Below are 24,445 nucleotides of genomic sequence, written 5' to 3' on the forward strand. Positions count from 1 at the left end.
GGCAATCTCTCCATGCACGGCAGCCGTCTTCGCAAGAATCTTCTGACCGCCATGCTGCTCGGTCCGGCGACCGCGTGGCTGGTGGTGTTTCTGGTGCTGCCGTTCATAGCCATCGCCGTGTTCAGCGTCGGCGAACGGGCGCCGGAAGGCGGCTACCAGGCAGCCTTCACTTTCGCGCAATATGCCAATCTCCCGGCGCGGGCGACCGCCTTCTGGAACACGATGGTGCTGGCGCCGGTGGGGGCGCTCGCCTGTCTTCTCGTCGCCTATCCGGTCGCCTACTATCTTGCGTTGAAGGCGCCGCAGCGCTGGCGGCTGATCCTGCTGGCGCTGGTCGTCATCCCTTTCTGGACCAGCCTTCTGATGCGGACCTATGCCTGGATGTATGTGCTGGGCGGGCGCGGCATTCCCGCCTTGCTGGCGTTTGTCGGCATCGAGGACGTCAGGCTGATCAACACGCCGGGTGCGGTTCTGCTCGGCATTGTCTATGGCTATCTGCCGCTGATGATCCTGCCCATCTATGTCAGCCTCGAGCGGCTCGACCGGCGGCTGCTGGAAGCCTCGGCCGATCTCGGCGCGACGCCGATTTCGACTTTCCTCGGCGTGACCCTGAAACTGTCGCTGCCGGGTGTGATGACCGGGTTCTCGCTGGTCATGATCCTTTTGCTTGGCGAATATCTGATCCCGACGTTGCTTGGCGGCGGCAAGGTGTTCTTCATCGGCAACGCGCTGGTCGACCTGTTCCTGCAGTCGCGCAACTGGCCGTTCGGATCGGCCATCGCGATCACGCTGGTGCTGGTCTCGGTGGTGGTGCTGATTGCCGCAAACCGCATCTCGACCCGGGTTTCGGGCGCGCGCCGGGTGGACCTGATCTGATGCGCGCCTTCGTCATTGCCGTCTTTGCCTTCCTCTATCTGCCGATCGCGCTGGTCGTGCTGTTCTCCTTCAACGCTGGTCACCATGCCAGCGAGTTCACCGGCTTTTCGGTGCAATGGTACGGCAAGGCGCTGGCGAACCCGTTCCTGGTCGAGGCGCTGAAGAACAGCCTGTTCATTGCCACCACCAGCGCTTCGCTGGCGGCGCTATGCGGCACGGCGGCCGCACTCGGCCTGGCGCGCGTGAGCGTCAGAACCCGCGCGGTTTTCGATGCCCTTCTCGGGGCCGCGATCGTCGTTCCGGGTGTCGTCATCGGCATTTCGACGCTGGTTGCGCTCGTCCAGCTCTTTGGCGTCGTCAACCCGTTCCTCGCCTCGATCTGGCCGGATGACCAGCCGCCGCGCCTGGCGCTCGGCTACGGTTCGATCATTGCGGCGCACGGGCTGTTTTCGATGGCGCTGGTGACGATGATCGTTGGCACCCGGCTCGGCAGCCTCGACCGCAATCTGGTCGAGGCGTCGAGTGATCTCTACGCCACGCCGTTGACGACGTTTCGCAGCATCGTCCTGCCACAGATCCTGCCGGCGGTCGTCGCCGGCTTCCTGCTCGCCTTCACCTTCTCCTTCGACGATTTCATCGTCGCCTTCTTCGTCGCCGGCGCACAGACGACGCTGCCGATCTATGTCTTCGCTTCGATCCGGCGTGGCGTGACGCCGGAGATCAATGCCATCGCGACGATCGTCCTCGTCGCCTCCGTGCTGCTCGTGGTGCTTGCCCAATGGCAGTTGCGCCAGCGCAAACCATCGAACTGAAAGCTGCATCATGATCCTCAAAGACCGCATCGCCGTGGTGACAGGCGCCGGCTCCGGCATCGGGCGCGCCGGCGCCATGATCATGGCCAGGGAAGGTGCGGTGGTCGTCATCGCCGACAGGGATGAGGCTGCTGGCGAAACAACGGCTTCGGACATCCGGGCAATGGGCGGCCAAGCCGAGGCGATCGCCACCGATGTCGCGGAGGACGCGGCGGTTGAAGAACTCATTGCCGGCACGCTCGACAGGCACGGGCGCATCGACATCCTGCACAATCACGCCGGCATCCAGGTCGGCGGCACGCTGACCGAAGTCGAAGTCGACGGCATGGATGCGTCGTGGCGGGTCAATGTGCGGGCGCAGTTCCTGGCGGCCAGGGTGGTCATGCCATCGATGGTCGCACGAGGCGGCGGCGTCATCCTCAACACGGCCTCGAATTCGGGCGTGTTCTACGACCGCGAGATGATCGCCTACGCAACCTCCAAACATGCGGTGGTGGCAATGACCAGGCAGATGTCGCTCGACTATGCCCGGCACAATGTCCGCGTCAACGCACTCTGCCCGGGCTGGGTCGACACGCCGTTCAACGAGCCGTTCATCGCTCAGATGGGCGGACGCGAGGCGATCGAAACCTATGTCCGCACCAAGATCCCGATGGGACGCTGGGCCAGTGCCGATGAGATCGCCGAAGCGATCCTCTTCCTCGTCTCCGACCGCTCATCCTTCATGACCGGCCAGGCGCTGGTGATCGATGGCGGCGAAAGCATCGGTTGAGACTTGTGCTTTCGTTATCAACTCCCCTGTTTGAAAGCCTTTCCGATATACCACGCCAAAACTTTCACCCGTGCCGCTGCTCGGTGGCAGGACTATAGTCCGACCGGCATGGGACTTCAGTGCCACGACCGTTCAAAAGCATCAATTTGTGTTTGATATCAGATGGTTATGGTGCCGACTGATCGCCCGCTCGCGTATTGAGACCGCATTTGTCTAAAGTTTACTCTGTACAATTAGCGATTCCTCATAGGACGGTCGCCTAGCGGTCGGGCCAAGGGCGGCGATTCCCGAGGAGATTACCATGACAAACCGAAAAACTCTGTTTGCGGCGCTTGCCGCATTGGCGCTTCTGGCGTCTCCGGCGCTCGCCGGAGCCGGCGGCAACGGGCACGGCGGTGGCAATGGCGGCGGCCATGGTAATGGCGGTGGCAATGCTGGCGGGAACGGCGGCAATGGCAATGGCAAGAGCGGCGCTTCGCACGGCAAGTCGTCGTCGGCCCCTGGGCAGGTGGCAAAGACCAAAACGGACGACACCACGGTCGACAAGACCACAAAGGTCTCGGCTCTGCCCAAGGAGAAGAACATCCACGCCAAGCTTGGCCGGCTGAACTCGCTGCAGCGCAACATCAACGCCTATATGAACTCGAAGAGCAAGAAGTTCGCTGCCATTCAGGCCTTCGTGACGCAGTCCGCCAAAGCCAAGGTCGCCCAGGCCACAGCGGACGCCGCCCAGGCCGAACTGGACGCCCTGACGTCGCTGACAGCCGACGAGATTGCCGCCATGTCGCCCGAAGATCAGGCGGCCCTGCCTGGGAAGATAGCGGCCCTGCAGGTTGAGGTCGCTGCCGACAAAGCGGCGGCTGCCGCGGCCGCGGTCGGCACCGATGATACATCGCTCAACGCGGCGCTGACGGAGATGGCCAACAAGCCCGTCGATGACGAGGTCACGACCTGGGCCCAGGGCGTCCTTGCCGACAAGATCGACCAGACGGCCGCCACGATGCAGACGGAAACGACGCCGTAACGACCTGCCGCCGAAACGGCAGTGGCCAGTCAAAGAAGATGCCGCCGGGTCTCGCCCGGCGGCATTGCTTTTTCCCGGCCATGATCGGGCTGGCTATCCCGGGACAGCGAACTATCCTGAGATGGCGAGGTTCGAACACTCATACATGCTTGCGGCCGCCGGTCTCGCGGAACCAGCTGTCGGGGTAGGGATACCACCAGTCCTGGATTGCCGGTTTGTGGTCGATGATCACCATCTTCGAGCGGCGGAAGGCGTCGAGCCCCTGACGGCCGAGTTCGCGGCCGAGGCCTGAGGCCTTCCAGCCGCCGAAGGGCAGGGCGTCATTGTCGATCAACGGGTTGTTGACCCAGACCATACCAGCTTCGAGCCGCTCGGCTGCCTCGTGCGCCTCGGCAAGATCTGATGTGAACACCGAGGCGCCGAGCCCGAACGGGCTGTCATTGGCAAGCCGGATCGCCTCGTCGAAATCCCTGACCCGGCAGATGGCGGCGACGGGGCCAAAGCACTCCTCGCGCACGATGGCCATGTCTGGGGTGACGCCGGTCAGGATGGTCGGTTCGTAGAACCAGCCGGTGTTGTGCGCCGGCGGGATGCGCCCTCCGGTGACCGCCTTGGCGCCGTGCGCGATTGCATCGTCGACGAGGCGCATGACCTTGGCCCGTGCCGCTTCGCTGACCAGCGGACCGATCTCGGTCTTGTCCATGCCGTTGCCGACGCGCAACGCCCGTGTCCTTTCGGCGAACAGTTCGACAAAGCGGTCGTGGACGGCATCGACGACGAAGAAGCGCTCGGCCGAGGTGCAGACCTGGCCGGTGAGGTGGAAGGCGGCGGTGACGCTGCCGGCGGCCGCGACCTCAAGCGGGGCGTGCTCACTGATGATCAGCGGATCGCTGCCGCCGGCTTCGATGACGCAAGGCTTCATGCGCTCGGCACAAGCGACCGCGACCGCCTTGCCGGCGGCGACCGAGCCGGTGAAGGCGACGGCGTGGGTGCGATCGGAGGCGATCAGGGCCTGCGCGGTGGTGGCACCGCCGGGCAGGCAGGAGACCAGGCCTTCCGGCAGCGAGCGGAACACGGTCATGTAGTCCAGCGTGGACAGCGTCGTCGCCTCGGCCGGCTTGATGATGCAGGCATTGCCGGCGGCAAGTGACGCGGCGACCGTCCAGCACATCAGCAGGATCGGGAAGTTGTAGGGCATGATGTGGACCGATACGCCATAGGGCTCGTAGCGCGCATATTGGAACGAACCGGCCTGTGTCGTGCCGGCGATCTTGCCGGCATCGTCGCGCGCCATCTCGGCATAGTAGCGGAAGATCGGCGCGCAGTTGGCGATCTCACCGATCGCCTCGGGGTAGGGCTTGCCCATCTCACGCACCATCAGCTCGGCGCAGCGGGTGAAGTCGGCCGCCTCGATAGCGTTGGCGACGGCGTGCAGATGCTTTGCCCGGCTCTTGGCGTCGAGTTTCTTCCAGGCCGTCTGCGCCTTGGTCGCGGCGGTGAGCGCGGCGTCGATCTCGCCGTCGGTGGCTGCCGATATGGTGCCTACGGTTTCGAGCGTCGCCGGATCGATCACCGGCTTGTTTGTGCCAGTCATCGGCCGGTAATCGGGGTTGACGAAGAATGCCGGCCGGTCAGCTGAGAAATCCATGGGTATCCTCTCAGATCCGCTCAGCGGATCATGTAGACCTTCTTGATGGTCTCATGGACGGTGCAGACGCCTTTCCAGTCCTGCGGAAAGAAGGCTGCCGTATCCGGCTCGATCTCGATCACCTCGCCGGATTCATGCACATAGGTGCAGCGGCCTTCGAGGAAGTGGCAGAATTCGTCGCGGGTGACATGGCAGTGCCATTTGCCTGGGGTGCAGACCCAAAGCCCGCATTCGGAGCGGCCTTCCGGCCCCTTGTGAAGCAGCTTGCCCGAGGTGTGGGACAGGCCCTCGATCATGGTCGGGATGACGCCCCAGTCGACGAGGTCGGTGATGGCGAGCGGGGATTTCATGATGGGTGTGGTCATATCGATTTCCTTGAAATGGGGCTCAGCGGCACATGAAGGCCTTGGTCAGCGTTTGCGTGATGATGGAGATGCCGGTCCAGCCGGCGGGGAAGAACACGAGCGTGCCGGCCTCGACCGGAATCTGCTCGCCGTTGTCATGGACATAGCTGCCGCGACCCGACAGGAAGTGGCAGAACTCGTCGGCGGCAAAGGTGACCTTGCGCGTGCCCGGCGTGCACGACCACAGGCCGCATTCACTCGATCCGTCCGGGTTCTGGGACAGGATCTTGCCCGAGGCGCGGGGCGAGCCGGCGAGCGTGTTGCTGCCCGCGCCCCAGTCCTCCAGTTCCACGCTCGAGGCCTTTGGCCAGTGCGGTGTCGGCATGTGTTGCTCCTATGGCGTCAGGCCAGCATGTAGACGTTGCGCATGGTCTCATGCACGGTGCATTCGCCTGTCCAGCCTGCGGGAAACATGACCACGGTCCCGGCTGAGACTTCTATCACTTCGCCGACATCCGACCGGTAGGTCGCGCGGCCGGCGACGAAATGGCACAATTCATCGCGCGGGATCGAGAGCCGCCAGCGGCCTGGCGTACAGACCCAGATGCCGGCTTCGGGCTGGTTGTTCGGGCCCTTGTGCACGAGTTTGCCGGTCGAGTGGGAGGCGCCTTCCAATGCGTCGGGTTGGGCGCCCCAGTCGACGAGGTCGGCGCGGGTGGACGCTTGGTGGAGGTGGGGAGCGGAGGAGATCATGCGGAGGTTCCCCCTCGCGTGTTGAGGCTGCGCTCTACGAGGCCCCCCTCTGTCCTGCCGCGTCCAGCCCTTCGCTGTCGCTCTGGGCGTTCGCCGTTCGGAAAGCCAAGCAATTGGCTTTCCGTCCGCTGCGCGGACCACGCCTCACCCCCTCAAGGGGGAGATTGGCAGCTCCAAAGACGGTGCATCCCTTGTGAGCTTTGCGATTGGCGAAAGCGGTAGTGACAGCCGATCTCCCCCTTGAGGGGGAGATGGTCGGCAGGCGAGAGGGGGGTGCCTTGGCTCGGCATTTCAATCAACTCAATCACAGAAGCGCCTCCAACAACCCAGCGGCTTTCTCCGGGCCGTTCTGCGCGCGCATCTGTGCCGAGGTCTTCGCCAGCTTGGCCTTCATCGCCGGGTCGGTCAGGCATGCTTCGATCTTGGCGATCAGCTCGGCATCGGTCCACTCGTAGCGCGGCATGCCGAAACCGTGGCCGGTTTCCTCGACGCGGGTGGCGTTGTCGTGGCCGTCCCAGACATAGGGCATGATGATGGCCGGCTTGCCGAAATAGAGGCACTCGGTGAACGAGTTGTTGCCGCCATGGTGGATCACAGCATCGACCTGCGGGATGACCGAAGGCTGCGGGAACCAGCTCTCGACGATGATGTTGCCGGGCACGTCCGTGTACTGGTCCTTGTAGCCGCCGACATTGACCAGAGCCCGATAGCGCGTCTTGCCCAGTGTCGCGATGATGCGCTTCAACAGGTCGACGTCGCCGGCGCCGAGGCTGCCGAAGGAGACGTAGAGCAGCGGCCCGTCATTGTTTTTCGCGAAGGCCGGCACTGCATAGGGCTTTTCCTGCCGCACGCAGCCTTCGAGATACTGGAATTTTGCCGGGTCGAGCGGATGGCGGCGCTTGAACTTCGCCGCTTCGGGGTAGAGCAGGAGGTTCAGATAGGGTGAGGCCTCGAAGAACTGGCCGATCGGATAGGGCGCCTCGTCATTGGCGGTGAGGAAGGTGTTGAAATCGTCATGGATCGGTTTGATCACGGCGTTGAAATGGTCGCGGTAGCGCTGGTGGCCGGCATGGTCGTTCTCGCCGCAGCCCGACAGATGCGGCGGGATGTCCTCGTCCTCGATCTCGTTTTCCGAGCAGGAGATGACGCGCACCCATGGCTTGCCGAACTGCTTGATCGCCGGGAACAGGATGACGTTGTCGACGCAGATCACGTCAGGCTTGATGGCTGAGAGAACGCGCGGCAGGTCCTTCTGCGCCCATTTGGCGCTGTCGACGATCGCCGTCCAGCAATCCTTCACGTAATTGTCGACCTGGTCATAGGGCGATTTGCGGAAGTTGGGGATGTGGCCGTTGATGAAATCCTCCCAGAATTTCGCCATCTGTTCGGGCGGCATCGGCTCGGACAGGTTCACCGGATGCGCCTCGAAGCCGTAGCCCTTATAGACATCGACGAAGCCGGGGTCGGACAGGAACACCGCTCTGTGGCCGCGCGCCTCGACCGCCTGGGCGATGCCGACGGAATTAAGCGCCGGGCCGTAGGCCGCTTCTGGAAAAAACGCGATCGTCTTCTGCGCCATCAAGCTTCTCCTGTCATTCTGCGAAAATTCTGACATCGGCGGCATCCCAGCCGAGTTCGACCTGGTCGCCCGACGAAACCGGCCTGCGGTCGGCGGCATCAGCGGTGACGCGCACCAGGAACGGTTTTGGCGACAGGGGCGTGCGGACATGCAGCTGCAGGTCAAGCCCCTGATAGGCCAGCGCCTCGACCGTGCCGGTGGTGCGGTTGGCGGTTTCCGCCGATGGGAACAGCCGGATGCGCTCGGGCCGTACCGACGCGACAGCGGACGCCTCGGGTGAAAGCGTTGCGGGAACCTTGCCGGATATCCGAGCGCCATCTGCGGCTACAACGCCATCGGCGGCGGCTTTGCCCGGCACAAAATTCATCACACCGATGAAGTCGGCGACGAAACGGTCGGCGGGATGTTCATAGATCGCGTGCGGCGTGTCGCATTGCAGCAGCTTGCCGTCCTTCAGCACCGCCATGCGGTCGGCCATCACGAGCGATTCTTCCTGGTCATGGGTGACGATGACGAAGGTGATGCCGACCTCATGCTGCAGGCGCTTCAGCTCCAGCTGCATGGCGCCGCGCAGTTTCTTGTCGAGCGCGCCGAGTGGCTCGTCGAGCAGCAGCAGCCGGGGTCGCTTGACCAGGGCACGGGCGAGCGCGACGCGTTGCTTCTGGCCGCCTGACAATTGCTCCGGCTTGCGGTCGGCGAAGGGGACGAGTTCGGTCGTCGCCAGGATGGCGTCGACGCGGGAGCGGATTTCAGCCGCCGGCAAACGCTCCATCTCAAGGCCGTAGGACACGTTGGCCCTGACGCTCATATGCGGAAACAGCGCGTAGGACTGGAACATCAGATTGACCGGCCGCTTGTTGGGCGGGGTTTTCGCGATGTCGCTTCCGTCGAGCAGAATGCGCCCGTCATTGGGCGTCTCGAAGCCGGCCAGCATGCGCAGCAGCGTGGTCTTGCCGCAGCCGGACGGTCCGAGCAAAGCGAAGAACTCGTTCTCCCTTATGTCGAGCGAGATGCCGTCGACGGCCGTCACCCGGCCGAAATTCTTCGACACCTTGTCGATGGCCAGCAGCGTGCGCGGTTCGCTCATTGGCCTATGACCCCACGGTTGAGCCGCTGCGACAGGGTCAGCGCGGTGATCGAGACCGCCATGACGATGGTCGCCAGCGCATTGATCTCCGGCGTGATGCCGAAGCGGATCATCGCGTAGATCTGCATCGGCAGCGTCGTCGAGGCGCGGCCGGCGCCGGCGGTGAAGAAGGCAATGATGAACTCGTCGACCGAGAGCGTGAAGGCGAGCAGCGCACCGGCGATCACCGCCGGCGCGATGACCGGCAATGTCACCCGCCGGAAGGTGGTGAGCGCGGAGGCGCCAAGATCGGCGGAGGCCTCGACGATAGACCAGTCGAAGCTCTTCAGCCTTGCGCGCACCACCGAGCAGACGAAGGCGAGGTTGAAGACGACATGGGCGAGGATGATGGTGTGCAGGCCCATGGTCAGGTTGAGCATGGAGAAGAACGAGAGCAGCGCGATCGCCAGCACGATGTCGGGGATGATCATCGGTGCGAAGATCAGCGCTTCGAGGCCCTTGCCGTATTGCCGGCGTATCTCGATGCCGATCGCCAGCAGCGTGCCGAGCAGCGTGGCGATCGCGGTCGAGACCAGCGCCACGATCAGCGTGTTGAGCGCGGCGGAGAGGATGGCGGAATTGCCGGCCAGCGAGACATACCATTTCAGCGAAAAGCCCGACCATGCCGTCGGCAGCCCGCCTTCGTTGAAGGACAGCGCCACCAGCACGGCGATCGGGATGTAGAGGAAGGCGAAGACGAGACTGAGCACGATCCAAAGCGCTCGCCGCGTCGCGGGAGAGCGCTCAGCCATCGGTGTCTCCGCCGGCTTGCGCGGTGTGGCCCGAGGCGCGATTGGCGGCGAGCGCCTGCGCCGTCAGCACCAGAAGCATGATGGCAATCAGCGCCATGGCAAGCGCTGCTCCGAACGGCCAGTCATTGGCGGTCAGGAACTGGTCGTAGACGAGATTGCCGATCATCTGGAAGCGGCCGCCGCCGAGCAGTGCCGGGGTGACGAAATTGCCGATCGACAGCACGAAGACAAACACCGCGCCGGCGGCAATGCCGGGCACTGTCAGCGGCAGGATGACACGGCGGAATGTGGTGATCGCGGAAGCGCCGAGGTCACGCGACGCCTCGGCCAGTTCCGGGTTGAGGCGCGACAGCGGCGCGTAGCAGGCGAGGATGACGAAGGGCAAATAGTTGTAGACCAGACCGGCGATGACCGCACCCTCGGTGTAGAGCATCGACGGCGGCTCGCCGGTGTAGCCGAACCAACGCAGGAGCTGGGTGATCAGGCCTTCGCGGTTGAGCAGCACTATCCAGGCATAGGTGCGGATCAGGTAGTTGGACCAGAACGGCAGTACGGCGAAGAACAGGAAAATTGGCTGCAGCCGGCGCGGTGCCGCCGATATCGCGTAGGCGGCGGCGTAGCCGATCACCACCGCGATCAGGGTCGCGGTGCCGGCGATGCGCGCCGAATTGAGGAAGATGCCGGCGTAGAGCGGGTCGAAGACCAGGCCGAAATTCTCCAGCGTGAAGGTGTATTCGATGCCGCCATAGATGCCGCGCCGGAAGAAGGCGAGCGCCAGCACCAGCGCGCACGGCACCACCATCAAGGCCGCGAGCCAGGCCAGGGCCGGGGCCATCAGGAGGGAGGAACGGGAGGGTCGCATCACGCTGCGTCCCTGCCGATCATCTCAACGGCATCGAAGTGGTGTCCCGGCAGCTGCCCCCTCACCCGGATTGCCAACCGAATTGCGAAGGGCAATTCGGGGCAATCCGACCTCTCCCCAGGGGGAGAGGAGGCCGTTGGCGCTAACGCCTTCCTCTTCTCCCCAACGGGGAGAAGGTGGCCGCGAAGCGGCCGGATGAGGGGGAGCTGTGCCGAAAATTGGCGACAGGCCGCAACCCAGCCAATCTCCCCCTTGAGGGGGGTGAGGCGTGGTCCGCGCAGCGGACGGAAAGCCAATTGCTTGGCTTTCCGAACGGCGAACGCCCAGAGCGACAGCGAAGGGCTGGACGCGGCAGGCCAGAGGGGGGCGACACGGAACGCAAGCTTAATTCCAGGATGCTGTTGGAACCGCCGCCTACTGCGCGGCCTTGATCTCGCTGACGATCTTCGAATAGTCGCGCTGGGCGTCGCCGACGTCGCGCAGCTGCTCGAACTTGACGAGGTCGGAAACCGGCATCGCCATATTGGGGAACTTGGCCAGGAAATCGGCCGGCAGGCTTTCCATCGCCGGCTTGTTCGGCACCTTGTAGTCGATGTTCTGCGCCGCCCAGGCATGGTTCTTGGCGTCGAGCATGAAGTTGATGAACTGGAAGGCGGCGTCCTTGTTGGCGGAGGCCTTCATCACCACCATCGTGTCGACCCAGAGATCCGAACCTTCCTTGGGGATCACGTATTTGATCTCAGGCTTCTCGGCGATGCCGTAATTGCACCAGCCGTCCCATGCCTGCACCATCAGCGCCTCGCCGGACACCAGCTTGGAATAGAAGGTGGTGTCGTCATAGGCGAGCAGGGTTTTCTTGGCCGAGATCAAGAGGTCCTTGACCTCGGCCATCTTGGCCGGGTCGGTTTCGTTGACCGAGTAGCCCTTGTCGAGCTGGCCGGCGGCCAGCAGCCAGCGGTCGGTCGCCAGCATGGTGGTCTTGCCCTTCAATTCGTCGGAAGGAGCGAGCAGATCGCTCCAGCTGGTCGGCGCTGTCTTCACCAGATCCGAGCGGTAGCAGAGGCCGGTGGTTCCCCAGGTGTAGGGGACCGAGAATGCATTGCCGACATCGTGCGGCAGCTTGGTTGCTTCGGGGTAGAGATTGGTGAGGTTCGGGATCTTGGCGTGGTCGATCGGCTCGGTCAGGCCGAGCTTGTTCAGCACTTCGGCGAAGGGCGAGGAGACGAAGACCACGTCATAGCCCTTGCCGCCGGCGGCGATCAGCTTGCCCATGATTTCTTCATTGGTGGCATGCACCACCACTTCGCCCGAAACGCCGGTCGCGGTCTTGAAGGCGGCCATGGCGTCGGGCGCCATGTAGCCGTCCCAGTTGGAAATGACGAGATCAGCAGCCATCGCCGGCGCAGACAGCGCCAAGGCCAGGCCAAGTGCGATCGAAGATGTTTTCAGCGCACGGCGCCGCAGGCTGGTAGCGGTCATGACAGACTCCCATTCCGGTTGATCGTCGAATTTCATTCGCCGGACCAACGCCTGCGACCTTGCCGCTGCCTCGATCCTGTTCCCTCGGTCTTTTTCTCGCCGATTGTCCTGACAGTACTATTGCAGAAAAAAGTACGTCAATCCATAATTTGCTAGGCGATCGAGGAATCTGGCCGATTGCGTCCATGCTGGCGATCGGTCAAACCAACAAAGTCATGTCGTTTTCCACGAGACCAGTCATGCAAGCCGTAGCCAGACGACCTCGCACCAACCATCTCGATCTGGCGCAGCGCATCCTGGATGTGGCGCGGCAGCGCGGTTTTGAGCCCGGCGCGCGCTTGCCGGAGCAGCAGATCGCTTCGCTGTGCAATGTCTCGCGCACGCCGGTGCGGGCGGCGCTCGGCCTGCTCGCGGAGCGGGGAGTCGTACGCTGGGAGGCGGATTCCGGGTATCATTTGGCGATCGACCTCACCGCGCAGGCTTCGGTCGCCACGGAACTGCCCGCTGCCGAGGAGGACGAACTGGCCGGGGCGATCCTGCGCGATCGCTCGGCGCGGCGACTGGACCAGACAGTGACGGTTGCAGGGCTGATGCGGCGCTACAGTGCCGAACGGAAGACGGTACTAAAAGCGTTGAACAAACTGACAGATGAGAATCTGCTGGACCGTGCGCCCGGCCAATCCTGGCTGTTTCGGCGCACGCCCGACGATCCGGAGGCGCAAGGCGACAGCTATGAGTTCCGCTTGCTGCTGGAGCCCGCGGCCATCCTGACACCGGGCTTCCGGCTGGACGGCGCGCGGGCGGCGACGTTGCGCCAGGGCATGGAAGCGCTGGTTGCGCTGCCGGACGCCGCCTTCGACACACGCGAATTCCAGCGGCTGGACATCGATTTTCACGGCATGCTCGCCGAAGGCTGCGCCAACCGCTTCGTGGCCGACGCGCTCGCCGATCACCTCAGGCTGCGCCGGCTGCCGGGCATCTATGCCGGCGTCAACGTCTTCCGGTTGCGGCAATCGCTGCGCGAACACCTTGTTATACTCGACCATCTTGAAAGCCTGCAGTATGAGGTGGCTGCCGATCTGCTTCGCATCCACCTGCGGCTCTCCCGCAACCAGCGACCGCAAGCGGCCAGTCGCGGGGCGCCCGCCCTGTTCGGCATGATCAGCCGGCCGGATTGACGAGGATTAATTGACGCGTAAAGCCAGCCCGACCATCGCGCTGTTCCCCGAAGCCAGTTTCGGCGCGGCGTTGAATTGCGTCGGCATCGCGCAGGCATTGCGTGCCAAGGGAGCTAGGCCTGTCTTCATCTGCCATGCCGGCTTCTCCGGCGTCTTTGCTGACTATGGTTTCCAGGAATACCAGCTGCCGACCGACGAGCCGCTGAGCGACAGCGAACGCCAGAGTTACTGGCAGGCCTTCGTGCGCCGGCACCTGCCGCATTTCAGGCTGAGCCCGATCGACCAACTGGAAACCTATGTCGCGCCGACCTGGCAAGCGATCGTCGACACGGCAGTCAACGCGGAGGCGCCGCTGCGCCAATTGCTGGCACGGCTGAAGCCGGATGCGGTGGTGCTCGACAATGTCATCATGTTCCCGGCGATCGCTGCCGCCGGCTGTCCCTGGGTGCGCGTTGTCTCCTGCGCCGAGACCGAGCTTCCGGATGCCAATGTGCCACCCTATCTGTCGGGGCTTGGCGTGGACGACCCGCAACGAGCGGCGTTCGAAGCTCGCTATCTCACGGCCTCGGCATCGGCGCATGACCGCTTCAACCGTTTCCGGGCGGATGCTGGACTGGGGCCGCTGCCGAAGGGTCAGTTCCTCGAGGCCTCGCCCGACCTCAATCTGCTGCTGACGCCATCGATCGTGCGCCGCGAGCGCGCCGAACCGCTCGATCCCACGCGCTTCGTCTATCTCGAAGGCTGCGTGCGGTCGGAGGGGCCGTTCGAGGTGCCGGTGTTTCCGCGCAATGGCGGGCCGCTGGTCTATGTCAGCTTCGGCAGCCTCGGCGCCATGGATGTCGGCCTGATCGAGCGCATGCTGGCGGTGTTCGACAGGCTGCCGGCGCGCTTCATCGTCAATGCCGGCGGCCTGCGCGACGCCTATCGCGCGGTGCCCGACAATGTCTATCTCGACGCCTGGTTTCCGCAGCCCTCGGTGGTGGCGAAGTCGGACCTGTTCATCCATCACGGCGGCAACAACAGTTTTTGCGAAGCGCTGCGCTTCGGCGTGCCGTCGCTGATCATGCCCTATTGCTGGGACGGGCATGACAATGCGCGGCGCGCCGGAGAGACCGGCGTCGGTGACCATATCGGCCGTGATGCCTGGACCGAAGGAGTGTTGGAGAAAGCCATTCTCGGCCTGCTGGCCGACGATGCCATGCGCGTACGCCTGAAGGACAATGCAGCCCAAATGGCGCTGAAACCCGGAACGGATGTGGCCGCGCAAGCCATACTCTCTCTGATACGGACATGAACGAAATGCCTGACACAATCACGACGAACACCTCGCTCTCCAGCGGTACCGATCCCAAGGCCTGGCTGGCCCAGCACGGCATCAACGAGGTCGAGTGCCTGGTGCCCGATATGAACGGCGTGCTGCGCGGCAAGGCGTTGCCGACGGCCAAATTCCTTCAGGCGCTGGAAGATCGCGCGCTCTATCTGCCGAGCAGCGCCTTCCTGGTCAGCATCGACGGCCGCTATTCCGGCTCGATCGACGAGGGTTTTGCCTATTCGGACCCGGACATGCGCATGGTGCCTGACGTTTCGACGCTGTGCCTGGCGCCCGGTGCCAGCGCCGGCAAGGCCTATGTTTTTGCCGATGCGTTCCATATGGACGGCCGGCCCTGGATGGCCTCGCCGCGGCATGTGCTGCGGGCCGCGCTCGATCTCTACGCCAAGCGCGGCTGGCGAGCGGTGGTGGCGCCCGAGGTGGAATTCTATCTCACCGCGCTCAATCCCGATCCGGACCGCCCGCTGACCGCCCCGGTCGGCGCCAATGGCCGAGCTGAGACCGTGCAGCATCCCTACGATATGGCCGGGCTCGAGGCGTTCGAGCCGGTGATCCGGCGCATCTACGACTATGCGGCGGCGGCCGGCCTGCCGCTCGACACGTTGATCCATGAATCGGGTACGGCGCAGCTTGAGATCAACTTCCTGCATGGCGATGCGCTGCCGCTGGCCGACAAGGTGCTGCTGTTCAAGCGGCTGACGCGCCAGGCCGCGCAGCAAAGCGGCATGCACGCGACCTTCATGGCCAAGCCGATCGCGGCCCAGGCGGGAAGCTCGATGCATCTGCACATGTCCATCATCGACGAGGCCGGCAAGACGCTGTTTGCCGGCAGCGACGATGCCGACACCGAGATGTTCGGCCATTTCATCGGCGGCCTGCAAAAATATGTCCCCGAGATCATGCCGCTGTTTGCGCCCAACGTGAACTCGTTCCGACGCATAAGGCCGAACCACAGCGCGCCGGCCAACATCGAATGGTCGCATGACAATCGCTCCTGCGGCCTGCGTGTACCGGCCGGTGGCCGCGCCGCGCGGCGGGTGGAGAACCGGCTTCCAGGCGCGGATTCCAATCCTTACTTGGCGATCGCCGGTTCGCTTCTCGCCGGCTATCTCGGCGTCGAACAGAAACTGGCGCGCTCGGCCGAAGCGTCGGGCAATGCCTACAAGATCAAGAGCACGCTGCCGAAAACCATGGAGGAGGCGCTCGACCGTTTCGAGGCTTGCGACCCGGTGCGACAACTGCTCGGCGAGGACTTCTTCCAGACCTATCTGCGCGTCAAGAGCGTCGAGCTCGACCTGTTCCAGGGCGTGGTGACGAGCTGGGAACGCGACCACCTGCTCTTGAAGGTGTGATCATGGCTTCCAGTTCAACGGGTTTCAATTCGGGCCTCGATATCGGCAAATCCTATTATGTCGCCACCGCCAATCCGGCGCCGGACCATCCGGCGCTTGTCGGTGATGTCGAAGCCGACCTGGTGGTCGTCGGCGGTGGCTGTACCGGCCTGTCGGCCGCCTTTCACGCCGCCGAGCGCGGCCTGAAAGTGGTGCTGCTCGAAGGCGGCAAGATCGGCTGGGGCGCGTCGGGCCGTAATGGCGGCCAGATGATCCCCGGCCTGCGCAAGGGCGCCAAGGGCCTGGTCAAGCTCTACGGATCCGAGCGGGCAAAGGTGCTGTTCGACCTTGCCTTCGAGGCGCGCGGGCTGGTGCTCGACATCATCGAGCGCCATGCCATCGATTGCGATCTCAGGCTGACCGGCCATCTGGTCGGCGCGGTCAACGGGTCCGACCTCAAGGATCTGGAAGAAGAGGCCAAGTGCCTCGAAAGCGTGATGAAGTTTCGGGACGTCGAGATCCTGTCGGCGGCTGAAGCCCGCAGCAAGGTCGACACACCCTATCATGGCGCGATGTACGAGCCGCTCGGCGGCCATATGCATCCGCTCAACTACACGCTCGGGCTTGCCCGTGCGGCAGTGGCCGCCGGCGTGATCATCCATGAGAATTCGGTGGCGGTGAAACTGGAGCGCGAGCCTTCGATCCGGGTCTCGACGGCAAAGGGTTCGGTGCGCGCCAAGCATGTCGTGCTGGCCGGTGACGCTCTGCTCGATGGGCTGGAGCCACGCGTCAACAGCCGCATCATGCCGGTCGGCAACTACATCGTCGCCACCGAGCCGCTCGAGGGCAAGCGCAATGTCATCCCGGCCAATGTCGCGGTGTCCGACACGCGCTTCGTCGTCAATTACTACCGCATGTCGGCGGATGGCCGCCTGCTGTTCGGCGGCGGCGAGCGCTACACGCCGTCGCCGCCGGCCGACATCGCCGGCTTCGTGCGGCCGCATATGGAAGCCACTTTCCCGCAGCTCAAGGGCTGCCGCATCGGTCACGCCTGGGGCGGGCTGGTATCGGTGACGACGTCGCGGCTGCCGCATGTCGGGCACTATGGCGAGGTCTATTTCGCCCATGGCTATTCCGGCAAGGGCGTCATCCTGTCGACGCTGTCGGGCAAGCTGTTGGCCGAAGCGATCACAGGTGACGCCTCGCGACTCGATCTGTTCTCGACGCTGACCCCGATGCCGTTCCCCGGCGGCACGGCGCTGCGCGGCCCGCTCTATGTGCTGGGGATGCTGTGGTATGCGATGAGGGATCGGATCAAGCATTGAGGGTGCGTCGTTGTCATCCATCGCATAAGAAGCGACGGAACTGATGTCTTAGACGCCAACTGCCGGCGTTGGCGCTGCCCCTCACCTGCCTGCCGGCATCCTCTCCCCGTATAGTGACGGGGAGAGGGGCGCTGTGGTCTCCCGATTTCGCCAATCGCCAGCGTTGCAGAAAAGGCGCCGGCGTTGCGGCCAGCACCTTTCTCCCCGTCACTATACGGGGAGAAATGCCCGGCAGGGCAATGAGGGGCGGCGCCGGCGCTGAAGGCTTTCGGGCGAGTTGATTAGACGACGAAGAAGTCCTCCACGCGCTGCCTGGCCTCCAGCAACGCCGGCAGGATTTCCCGCTCCATCTCCACGACCGAAAAGCGCGCTGACTGGGTCGAGACGTTGATTGCCGCGACCGTGCGTTCCGCTCGGTCGCGGATCGGTACAGCGATCGAGCGCAGGCCGAGCTCCAGCTCCTCGTCGACAATGGCAAAGCCGTCCGCCTTCGCCTTGGCGATGGCGCCCGCCAACAAACGCCTGTCGGTGATCGTCTTCGGCGTCCGCCGCTCGATCGTCGCCTGGCCGAGGAATGCGTCCAATTCCTGAGGCTTGAGGCCGGCAAGCAGGATGCGCCCCATCGAGGTGCAATAGGCCGGCAGCCTGGTGCCGACATCGAGCGACACGCTGAGGATGCGCCGGCCGGGAATGCGGGCGACATAGACGACATCCGCACCCGACAGGATCGCCGCCGAACAGGCCTCGTTCAACTGTGCTGCCACAGCCTGCATGATGGGGGCGGCGAAGGTCCATAGCGAGGCGCCGCCGAGCCAGGTGCGGGCAACCGTGAGCAGGCGCGGCGACAATGAAAACACGCGGCCGGCCTGGGTGGCATAGCCGGTGGCGACAAGCGTCAGCAGGAAGCGGCGGGCGCCGGCGCGGGTCAAGCCGGCTTCCTCGGCCATTTCGGTCAGCGTCATGCCCGAGGGATGCCGGGCCAGGATCTCCATGACGGCAAGGCCGCGCTCGAGCGAGCCGACATGATCACGGGAAGCTGCCTCTTCGTCCATCTTGTCTCCGCGGAACGGCATCGGCGTCAGGATTGACTCCACGCCCTCGCTCGACGTAGAAAGTATCACATACAAAACATATGTTCGCAATACGAACTTTTTGAACCTGGAGCCGATGCGATGGTCAAGTTCCTGCCGCTCAAGCAGGCCGTTGCGGAGAATTTGAACGATGGCGACACGGTTGCCTTCGAGGGCTTCACCCATCTGATCCCGACGGCGGCGGCGCATGAGGCGATCCGCCAGGGGTTTCGCGACCTGACACTGATCCGCATGACGCCGGACCTGATCTACGACCAGATGATCGGCATGGGTATGGCGAAGAAAATCGTCTTCTCCTATGTCGGCAATCCCGGCGTCGGCCTGCTGCGGCGCGCCCGTGATGCGATCGAGAACGGTTTTCCGCACTCACTCGAGATCGAGGAGCACAGCCATGCCGGCATGGCCAACGCCTATGAGGCCGGCGCGGCCGGTCTGCCCTGCGCGGTGTTTCGCGGCTATCGCGGTGCTGGGCTGGCGGCGGTCAACCCGAACATCAAGTCGGTGGCCTGTCCGTTCACCGGCGAGGTGCTGGCGGCTGTTCCTTCGATCCGGCCAGATGTCACCTTCATCCATGCGCAGAAGGCCGACCGGAAGGGCAATGTGCTGGTCGAGGGCATCATCGGCATCCAGAAGGAAGCCGTGCTGGCGGCCAAGCGCGCGGTGGTGACGGTCGAGGAAGTCGTCGACAATTTCGACGATCTGCACCCCAATCTGACTGTGCTGCCGCGCTGGACGATCGCTGCCATATCGGTCGTGCCCGGCGGCTCGCATCCGTCCTACGCGCATGGCTATTATGCGCGCGACAATGCCGCCTATCTGGAATGGGACGAGATCGCCGCCGACCGGGAGAAATTCCAGGCGTGGATGCAGGCCAATGTCATGGAGAAGAGCGCCGACGATTTCGAGGCCCGTGTCGAGCATCTGAGGAAAGCGGCATGAGCGACAATCCGGGCTTCACCCCCAACGAGATGATGACCATCGCCGCCAGCCGCGCGCTGCGGAATGACGACGTCTGCTTCGTCGGCATCGGCGCGCCATCGGCCGCCTGCAATGTGGCGCGGCTGACGCATGCGCCTGATATCACGCTGATCTATGAGAGCGGCACGATCGGCACCGCGCCCGACGTGCTGCCGCTGTCGATCGGCGATGGCGAATTGTGTGAGACCGCTGTCACCACCGTCGCGGTGCCGGAGATGTTCCGCTACTGGCTGCAGGGCGGCCGCATCTCGATCGGCTTCCTTGGCGCCGCGCAGCTCGACAAGTTCGGCAACATCAACACCACGGTCATCGGCGACTATTTCCATCCCAAGACCAGGCTGCCGGGCGGCGGCGGCGCGCCGGAGATCGCGACGTCGTCGAAGGAGATCTACATCACCATGGCGCAGACCAAGCGCGGCATGGTCGAGAAGATCGACTTCTTCACCTCCTTCGGCCATGGCGAGGGCGGCGACCATCGCAAACGGCTGGGCATCGACACTGCTGGCCCGACCTTGCTGATCACCGACCTCGCCATCTGGAAGCCGGATCCGGTGAGCAAGGAATTCACGGTCGTGTCGCTGCATCCCGGCGTCACCCGCGAGCAGGTGCAGGAGAGCTGTGGCTGGGTGGTTAAGTTTGCCGAGGCGCTTGACGAAACACCGGCGCCAAGCGAACTCGAACTCAAGACATTGCGCGACCTGCAGGCCCGCACCAAGGCGGCGCATGAGGGAACCGGAAAAGCAAAGGCTGCATGACATGGCCGAGGCCTATATTTGCGACTACATCCGCACGCCGATCGGCCGCTTTGGCGGCTCGCTATCTTCGGTACGATCAGACGATCTCGGCGCGATACCGCTGAGGGCATTGGTCGAGCGCAATCCCGGCATCGACTGGCAGGCGGTCGACGATGTCGTCTATGGCTGCGCCAACCAGGCCGGCGAGGACAACCGCAACGTGGCGCGCATGGCGCTGCTGCTGGCCGGGCTGCCCAAGGAAGTCCCGGGCTCGACCGTCAATCGCCTGTGCGGCTCCGGCATGGATGCGCTGACCATCGCAGCCAGAGCCATCAAGGCCGGCGAGGCGGAGCTGATGATCGCGGGCGGCGTCGAATCGATGAGCCGGGCGCCCTTCGTCATGCCCAAGGCCGACACGGCGTTCTCGCGCAATGCCGAGATCTACGACACCACCATCGGCTGGCGCTTCGTAAACCCGCTGATGAAGAAGCAGTATGGCGTCGATTCCATGCCGGAGACCGGCGAGAATGTCGCCGAGGATTTTTCGGTGTCGCGGGCCGACCAGGACGCCTTTGCCGTGCGCAGCCAGGACAAGGCGGTCGCCGCACAAGCCAATGGAAGGCTGGCCAAGGAAATCACAGAGGTGACCATCCCGCAGCGCAAGGGCGATCCGATCGTCGTCTCGAAGGACGAGCATCCGCGCGCCGGCTCCACGGTCGAGGCGCTGGCCAAGCTGCCGACGCCGTTCCGGCAGGGCGGCACGGTGACGGCCGGCAATGCCTCCGGCGTCAATGACGGCGCGGCGGCCCTGATCGTTGCCTCGGAAGCAGCGGTGAAAAAGTATGGGCTGACGCCGATCGCCCGCATCCTTGGTGGTGCTGCCGCGGGGGTTGCGCCGCGCATCATGGGCATCGGTCCGGTGCCGGCGACGCAAAAACTCTGTGCGCGGCTTGGGCTGACGCCAAAACAGTTCGATGTCATCGAGCTCAACGAAGCCTTTGCCTCGCAAGGCATCGCCGTGCTGCGCCAACTCGGCATTGCCGAGGACGCCGAACACGTCAACCCGAATGGCGGCGCCATCGCGCTCGGCCATCCCTTGGGCATGTCGGGTGCCCGCATATCGGGCACGGCGGCGCTGGAGCTTCGCGACCGCGGCGGCCGTTATGCGCTGGCCACCATGTGCATCGGCGTCGGCCAGGGCATCGCCATCGCGCTCGAACGGGTTTGAGCGGGGCGTCGCTGGATGAAAATAATTGCCGCCCGTAGCGGTGGCTATCAATTGTCGAAGTTAGCGCTGCCCCTCATCGCCCTGCCGGGCACTTCTCCCCGTATAGTGACGGGGAGAAGGGGGCTGGTCGCAACCTCGGCGCCCTCTTTGCAACACTGGTGATTTGCGAAAGCGTCGACGACAGCGCCCCTCTCCCCGTCACTATACGGGGAGAGGATGCCGGCAGGCAGGTGAGGGGCAGCGCTAACCTAAGGCGATTGACACTGCGGGCTCAATCTCCCGCCTTTGACAGCCATGAGCGGTGGCTTACCCACCAAATTTGACCATGTGGACAAAAGTCCGCACGCGTACCATAGTTCCCCGTCTGACATTTTCACGAACAGCCGGCTCGACACGGCTGTCGAACAGAGGGGAATGCAATGGAAAACCGGAAGAACAGATTCCAGATAAAACGCGAAGGGCTTTCTCGACGCAATGTGCTGGAGCTCGGCGCGCTTGGCCTGGCCGCAGCCATGCTGCCGGGCGCTGCCTTGGGCAAGGACAAGAAGCTGAAGGTGGCGGCGATCTTCGCCACGCCGATCGAGGAGCCGTGGGACAACCAGATACACGTCGCCTTGCAGAAGGCCGAGAAGGAACTCGGCATCGAATACAAATGGTCTGAGAAGGTGCAGACCGCCGATTTCAGCCGTGTCATGCGCGAATATGCGCAAGGCGGCTACCAGCTGGTGCTGGGCGATGCCTTCGCCGCCGAGCGTGAATCGCGCCGCACCGCCAAGCAGTTCCCGAAGACCGCCTTCCTGTTCGGCTCGGGCGCCGGCCCGGCGGAACCGAATTTCGGCGTGTTCGACAACTGGATCCACGAGCCGGCCTATCTCTCCGGCATGATCGCCGGCAAGATGTCGAAATCGGGCACGATCGGCGCCGTCGCGGCGATGGGCATTCCGGAGGTGAACCGGCTGGTCAACGCCTTCTTCGCCGGCGCCAAGGAGGTCAACCCCAACATCAAGAAGAAGGTCGCCTTCATCGGTTCCTTCTTCGATCCGCCAAAGGCCAAGGAAGCCGCCGTCGCGCAGATCGACGCCGGTGTGGACGTCATCTATGCCGAGCGCTTCGGCGTCATCGAAGCGGCGGTGGACAAGAAGATCCTCGCCATCTCCAACATGTCCGACCAGTCGAGCCTCGGCCCGGATACGGTGATCACCGGCCCGGTCTGGGACATGTATCCGACGGTCGAACAGGCGATCAAACTGGTCAAGGCCGGCGTCTTCACCGCGCAGGACTATGGCGACTTCTCGCGCATGGCCAAGGGTGGCTCGCATCTGGCGCCCTACCACAAGTTCGACAAGACGCTGCCGGCGGATGTCAAGGAACTGGTCGAGAAGAAGAAGGCCGAGATCCTGGAAGGCAATTTCCGCGTCGACGTGGACGAGAACACGCCGGTTTCGGATTGAGTTCTTTTACCCTCCCCCTTGTGGGGAGGGTCGATCCGCGAAGCGGAGCGGGGCGGGGGTCTTCGGCGCCGCACCCCCACCCCGTCTCACGATCTTCGCTTCGCTGCGATCGTAAGCCGACCCTCCCCACAAGGGGGAGGGTGAGGAGCCGCTTCAACGCCACCTCTCAACGGGAAATGCCCTTGCCGACGCCCGCCCCCCCTCATCGAAATGCGCGGCATCACCAAACACTTCGGCGCCGTCAAGGCGAACGAGGCCGTCGATCTCAGTGTTGCGCCCGGTGAGATCCTAGGACTGCTGGGCGAGAACGGCGCCGGCAAGACGACGCTGATGAACGTGCTGTTCGGCGCCTATGCCCCCGACGCGGGCGAGATCCTCATCCAGGGCCGGAAGGTGCGGATCACCAGTTCCGCCGATGCGCTCGCCGCCGGCATCGGCATGGTGCACCAGCATTTTCATCTGGCGCCAAGGATGACGGTGCTGGAAAACCTTTTGATCGGCATTCCCGGCAAATCGGGCCGGATCGACCGCGCCGGCGGGCTGGCGCGGCTGGCCGAGATCGGGCGGCAGCATGGCCTCACGCTTGACCCGAGCCTTCCGGTTTCGGCGCTGTCGGTCGGCGAGCAGCAGCGGCTCGAAATCGTCAAGGCGCTGTTTCGTGGCGCCAGGCTGCTGATCCTCGACGAGCCGACGGCAGTGCTGGCGCCAAGCGAGGTCGACGGACTGTTTTCGGCGTTGCGCTCGATGGCCGCGCAGGGTCTCGGCATCATCTTCATCTCGCACAAGCTCAACGAGGTGCGGGCGCTGACGCATCGCTGCACGGTGCTGCGGCATGGCCGCGTTGCCGGCCGTGTCGATGACCCGGCCAACACGACATCCTCGGAGATGGCAACACTGATGTGCGGCCACGAGATCGTGCCGCCGGCGAGGGGACCGTCGACGCCCGGTGCTGCGGTGCTGACCCTCGACGGCATTTCGACCTCAAAGCACTCGGGCACGCCGCTGCGCGACGTATCGCTTTCGATCCGTGCCGGCGAAATCCTCGGCATTGCCGGGGTGTCGGGCAACGGCCAACGGGCACTGGCGGAGGTGATCTCCGGGACACGCATGCCCGATGCCGGCCAGATGACGATTGCCGGCCAAAAAGTCTCGCGGTTTTCGCCGCGCGAGGTGCAGGCGCTCGGTCTCGGCCGTATCCCGGAAGACCGCATGACGACCGGGTTGGTCACCAACCTGCCGCTCGCCGACTCGATGGTGCTGCCACGCATCGGTACCGCCGCGTTCAGCAGCAGGGGTCTGCTCAAGCCGGATGCGATCCGCGCCTTCGCGGAAGAGCAAATCAAGGCCTATGATATCAGGTGCCCCGGGCCGATGACCCGCGCCGGAGCGCTGTCCGGCGGCAATCTGCAGAAGGCGCTTTTGGCGCGCGAGCTCGCCTTCGACCCGAAGGTTCTTGTTGTCTCGCAGCCGACGCGTGGCCTCGATATCGGTGCTGCGCGCTTCATCCACGAAAAGTTCCTCGACATGCGGGCCAAGGGCTGCGGCATCGTCGTCATCGGCGAGGATCTGGAAGAGCTGCTGGTGCTCTGCGACCGCATCGCGGTGATGTACGAGGGCCGCATTGTCGGCACGCTCGACAGTGCCGATGCGACGATCGCCCGGCTCGGCCTGATGATGACCGGCGCGGAGGGGAGGGCTTAAATGGAATTTCTTATGGCGCTGACCCCCACCCCTAGCCCCTCCCCACAAGGGGGAGGGGAACGCTGCCGCGT

23 protein-coding genes are annotated in these 24,445 nt (G+C 64.2%); 13 read left to right on the forward strand and 10 right to left on the reverse strand.

Annotation, left to right across the window (positions count from 1 at the left end; genetic code table 11):
- The first annotated feature begins 12 nt into the window (after positions 1-12).
- The 4 genes from HB777_31285 (at position 13) to HB777_31300 (ending at position 3,484) form a co-directional block, all read left to right on the forward strand.
- On the forward strand, positions 13-876 hold the full coding sequence (locus HB777_31285) for an ABC transporter permease (GenBank protein ID QND67987.1): 864 nt from the start codon (positions 13-15) through the stop codon (positions 874-876).
- Complete coding sequence (locus HB777_31290) at positions 876-1,688, forward strand: ABC transporter permease (protein QND67988.1); 813 nt, start codon at positions 876-878, stop codon at positions 1,686-1,688. Before HB777_31285 ends, HB777_31290 begins: the two co-directional genes overlap by 1 nt.
- 10 nt (positions 1,689-1,698) lie before the next feature.
- On the forward strand, positions 1,699-2,460 hold the full coding sequence (locus tag HB777_31295) for a glucose 1-dehydrogenase (GenBank protein ID QND67989.1): 762 nt from the start codon (positions 1,699-1,701) through the stop codon (positions 2,458-2,460).
- A gap of 301 nt (positions 2,461-2,761) precedes the next feature.
- A complete protein-coding gene (locus tag HB777_31300; GenBank protein ID QND67990.1) occupies positions 2,762-3,484 on the forward strand; it encodes a hypothetical protein in 723 nt (240 codons plus the stop codon).
- A 139-nt stretch (positions 3,485-3,623) separates the two neighbouring features.
- Here HB777_31300 and HB777_31305 read toward each other — a convergent pair whose 3' ends face one another.
- From HB777_31305 to HB777_31345, 9 genes are all read right to left on the reverse strand, one after another.
- Complete coding sequence (locus HB777_31305) at positions 3,624-5,132, reverse strand: aldehyde dehydrogenase (GenBank protein ID QND67991.1); 1,509 nt, start codon at positions 5,130-5,132, stop codon at positions 3,624-3,626.
- 20 nt (positions 5,133-5,152) lie between these two features.
- Positions 5,153-5,497: a cupin domain-containing protein gene (locus HB777_31310; protein QND67992.1), complete on the reverse strand. Its 345-nt coding sequence runs from the start codon at positions 5,495-5,497 to the stop codon at positions 5,153-5,155.
- Positions 5,498-5,519: 22 nt separating this feature from the next.
- Positions 5,520-5,861: a cupin domain-containing protein gene (locus HB777_31315; protein ID QND67993.1), complete on the reverse strand. Its 342-nt coding sequence runs from the start codon at positions 5,859-5,861 to the stop codon at positions 5,520-5,522.
- Positions 5,862-5,878: 17 nt separating this feature from the next.
- A complete protein-coding gene (locus tag HB777_31320; GenBank protein QND67994.1) occupies positions 5,879-6,229 on the reverse strand; it encodes a cupin domain-containing protein in 351 nt (116 codons plus the stop codon).
- A gap of 304 nt (positions 6,230-6,533) precedes the next feature.
- Entirely contained in the window at positions 6,534-7,808 is a 1,275-nt protein-coding gene (locus tag HB777_31325; GenBank protein ID QND67995.1) for a glycosyltransferase, read from the reverse strand.
- Positions 7,809-7,821: 13 nt separating this feature from the next.
- Positions 7,822-8,895, reverse strand: a complete 1,074-nt coding sequence (locus HB777_31330; GenBank protein QND67996.1) for an ABC transporter ATP-binding protein — start codon at positions 8,893-8,895, stop codon at positions 7,822-7,824.
- On the reverse strand, positions 8,892-9,686 hold the full coding sequence (locus HB777_31335) for an ABC transporter permease (GenBank protein ID QND67997.1): 795 nt from the start codon (positions 9,684-9,686) through the stop codon (positions 8,892-8,894). The genes HB777_31330 and HB777_31335 overlap by 4 nt, the downstream gene beginning before the upstream one ends.
- Complete coding sequence (locus tag HB777_31340) at positions 9,679-10,521, reverse strand: ABC transporter permease (protein QND68967.1); 843 nt, start codon at positions 10,519-10,521, stop codon at positions 9,679-9,681. Before HB777_31340 ends, HB777_31335 begins: the two co-directional genes overlap by 8 nt.
- A 441-nt stretch (positions 10,522-10,962) precedes the next feature.
- On the reverse strand, positions 10,963-12,027 hold the full coding sequence (locus tag HB777_31345) for a spermidine/putrescine ABC transporter substrate-binding protein (protein QND67998.1): 1,065 nt from the start codon (positions 12,025-12,027) through the stop codon (positions 10,963-10,965).
- Positions 12,028-12,266: 239 nt separating this feature from the next.
- Here HB777_31345 and HB777_31350 point away from each other — a divergent pair, with 239 nt between their 5' ends.
- From HB777_31350 to HB777_31365, 4 genes are read left to right on the forward strand one after another with little or no spacing between them, the layout of a single operon-like run.
- Entirely contained in the window at positions 12,267-13,205 is a 939-nt protein-coding gene (locus HB777_31350) for a GntR family transcriptional regulator (protein ID QND68968.1), read from the forward strand.
- A gap of 10 nt (positions 13,206-13,215) precedes the next feature.
- A complete protein-coding gene (locus HB777_31355; GenBank protein ID QND67999.1) occupies positions 13,216-14,499 on the forward strand; it encodes a glycosyltransferase in 1,284 nt (427 codons plus the stop codon).
- Between the two features lie 5 nt (positions 14,500-14,504).
- A complete protein-coding gene (locus HB777_31360) occupies positions 14,505-15,887 on the forward strand; it encodes a glutamine synthetase (GenBank protein ID QND68000.1) in 1,383 nt (460 codons plus the stop codon).
- 2 nt (positions 15,888-15,889) lie between these two features.
- Complete coding sequence (locus tag HB777_31365) at positions 15,890-17,191, forward strand: FAD-binding oxidoreductase (protein ID QND68001.1); 1,302 nt, start codon at positions 15,890-15,892, stop codon at positions 17,189-17,191.
- Between the two features lie 281 nt (positions 17,192-17,472).
- Here the strand turns inward: HB777_31365 and HB777_31370 are convergent, their stop codons facing one another.
- On the reverse strand, positions 17,473-18,243 hold the full coding sequence (locus tag HB777_31370) for a helix-turn-helix domain-containing protein (protein QND68002.1): 771 nt from the start codon (positions 18,241-18,243) through the stop codon (positions 17,473-17,475).
- A gap of 120 nt (positions 18,244-18,363) precedes the next feature.
- Here HB777_31370 and HB777_31375 point away from each other — a divergent pair, with 120 nt between their 5' ends.
- The 5 genes from HB777_31375 to HB777_31395 all read left to right on the forward strand — a co-directional run bounded on the left by HB777_31375 (position 18,364) and on the right by HB777_31395 (position 24,374).
- Positions 18,364-19,221 carry a CoA transferase subunit A gene (locus HB777_31375; protein QND68003.1) on the forward strand — a complete coding sequence of 286 codons (858 nt, stop codon included), beginning with the start codon at positions 18,364-18,366 and terminating at the stop codon, positions 19,219-19,221.
- The gene (locus HB777_31380; GenBank protein ID QND68004.1) at positions 19,218-20,015 is read left to right on the forward strand and encodes a CoA-transferase subunit beta; all 798 of its coding nucleotides are present in this window, start codon (positions 19,218-19,220) and stop codon (positions 20,013-20,015) included. The genes HB777_31375 and HB777_31380 overlap by 4 nt, the downstream gene beginning before the upstream one ends.
- 1 nt (position 20,016) lies before the next feature.
- Entirely contained in the window at positions 20,017-21,222 is a 1,206-nt protein-coding gene (pcaF, locus tag HB777_31385) for a 3-oxoadipyl-CoA thiolase (GenBank protein QND68969.1), read from the forward strand.
- 419 nt (positions 21,223-21,641) lie between these two features.
- Positions 21,642-22,673 carry a BMP family ABC transporter substrate-binding protein gene (locus HB777_31390; GenBank protein ID QND68005.1) on the forward strand — a complete coding sequence of 344 codons (1,032 nt, stop codon included), beginning with the start codon at positions 21,642-21,644 and terminating at the stop codon, positions 22,671-22,673.
- Between the two features lie 210 nt (positions 22,674-22,883).
- On the forward strand, positions 22,884-24,374 hold the full coding sequence (locus HB777_31395) for an ABC transporter ATP-binding protein (GenBank protein QND68006.1): 1,491 nt from the start codon (positions 22,884-22,886) through the stop codon (positions 24,372-24,374).
- Positions 24,375-24,445: the final 71 nt, after the last annotated feature.

The organism is Mesorhizobium loti, from assembly GCA_014189435.1.
Lineage (GTDB): Bacteria > Pseudomonadota > Alphaproteobacteria > Rhizobiales > Rhizobiaceae > Mesorhizobium > Mesorhizobium loti_G.

Bases quoted from the DNA above. Each gene is read 5' to 3' on its own strand.
- HB777_31365 (QND68001.1), top strand. From the start codon at position 15,890: ATGGCTTCCAGTTCAACGGGTTTCAATTCGGGCCTCGATATCGGCAAA.
- HB777_31300 (QND67990.1), top strand. From the start codon at position 2,762: ATGACAAACCGAAAAACTCTGTTTGCGGCGCTTGCCGCATTGGCGCTT.
- HB777_31390 (QND68005.1), top strand. From the start codon at position 21,642: ATGGAAAACCGGAAGAACAGATTCCAGATAAAACGCGAAGGGCTTTCT.
- HB777_31380 (QND68004.1), top strand. From the start codon at position 19,218: ATGAGCGACAATCCGGGCTTCACCCCCAACGAGATGATGACCATCGCC.
- HB777_31330 (QND67996.1), bottom strand. From the start codon at position 8,895: ATGAGCGAACCGCGCACGCTGCTGGCCATCGACAAGGTGTCGAAGAAT.
- HB777_31325 (QND67995.1), bottom strand. From the start codon at position 7,808: ATGGCGCAGAAGACGATCGCGTTTTTTCCAGAAGCGGCCTACGGCCCG.
- HB777_31375 (QND68003.1), top strand. From the start codon at position 18,364: ATGGTCAAGTTCCTGCCGCTCAAGCAGGCCGTTGCGGAGAATTTGAAC.
- HB777_31350 (QND68968.1), top strand. From the start codon at position 12,267: ATGCAAGCCGTAGCCAGACGACCTCGCACCAACCATCTCGATCTGGCG.
- HB777_31320 (QND67994.1), bottom strand. From the start codon at position 6,229: ATGATCTCCTCCGCTCCCCACCTCCACCAAGCGTCCACCCGCGCCGAC.
- HB777_31305 (QND67991.1), bottom strand. From the start codon at position 5,132: ATGGATTTCTCAGCTGACCGGCCGGCATTCTTCGTCAACCCCGATTAC.
- HB777_31295 (QND67989.1), top strand. From the start codon at position 1,699: ATGATCCTCAAAGACCGCATCGCCGTGGTGACAGGCGCCGGCTCCGGC.
- HB777_31370 (QND68002.1), bottom strand. From the start codon at position 18,243: ATGGACGAAGAGGCAGCTTCCCGTGATCATGTCGGCTCGCTCGAGCGC.
- pcaF (QND68969.1), top strand. From the start codon at position 20,017: ATGGCCGAGGCCTATATTTGCGACTACATCCGCACGCCGATCGGCCGC.
- HB777_31310 (QND67992.1), bottom strand. From the start codon at position 5,497: ATGACCACACCCATCATGAAATCCCCGCTCGCCATCACCGACCTCGTC.
- HB777_31290 (QND67988.1), top strand. From the start codon at position 876: ATGCGCGCCTTCGTCATTGCCGTCTTTGCCTTCCTCTATCTGCCGATC.
- HB777_31285 (QND67987.1), top strand. From the start codon at position 13: ATGCACGGCAGCCGTCTTCGCAAGAATCTTCTGACCGCCATGCTGCTC.
- HB777_31345 (QND67998.1), bottom strand. From the start codon at position 12,027: ATGACCGCTACCAGCCTGCGGCGCCGTGCGCTGAAAACATCTTCGATC.
- HB777_31315 (QND67993.1), bottom strand. From the start codon at position 5,861: ATGCCGACACCGCACTGGCCAAAGGCCTCGAGCGTGGAACTGGAGGAC.
- HB777_31340 (QND68967.1), bottom strand. From the start codon at position 10,521: ATGGCCCCGGCCCTGGCCTGGCTCGCGGCCTTGATGGTGGTGCCGTGC.
- HB777_31360 (QND68000.1), top strand. From the start codon at position 14,505: ATGCCTGACACAATCACGACGAACACCTCGCTCTCCAGCGGTACCGAT.
- HB777_31335 (QND67997.1), bottom strand. From the start codon at position 9,686: ATGGCTGAGCGCTCTCCCGCGACGCGGCGAGCGCTTTGGATCGTGCTC.
- HB777_31395 (QND68006.1), top strand. From the start codon at position 22,884: ATGCGCGGCATCACCAAACACTTCGGCGCCGTCAAGGCGAACGAGGCC.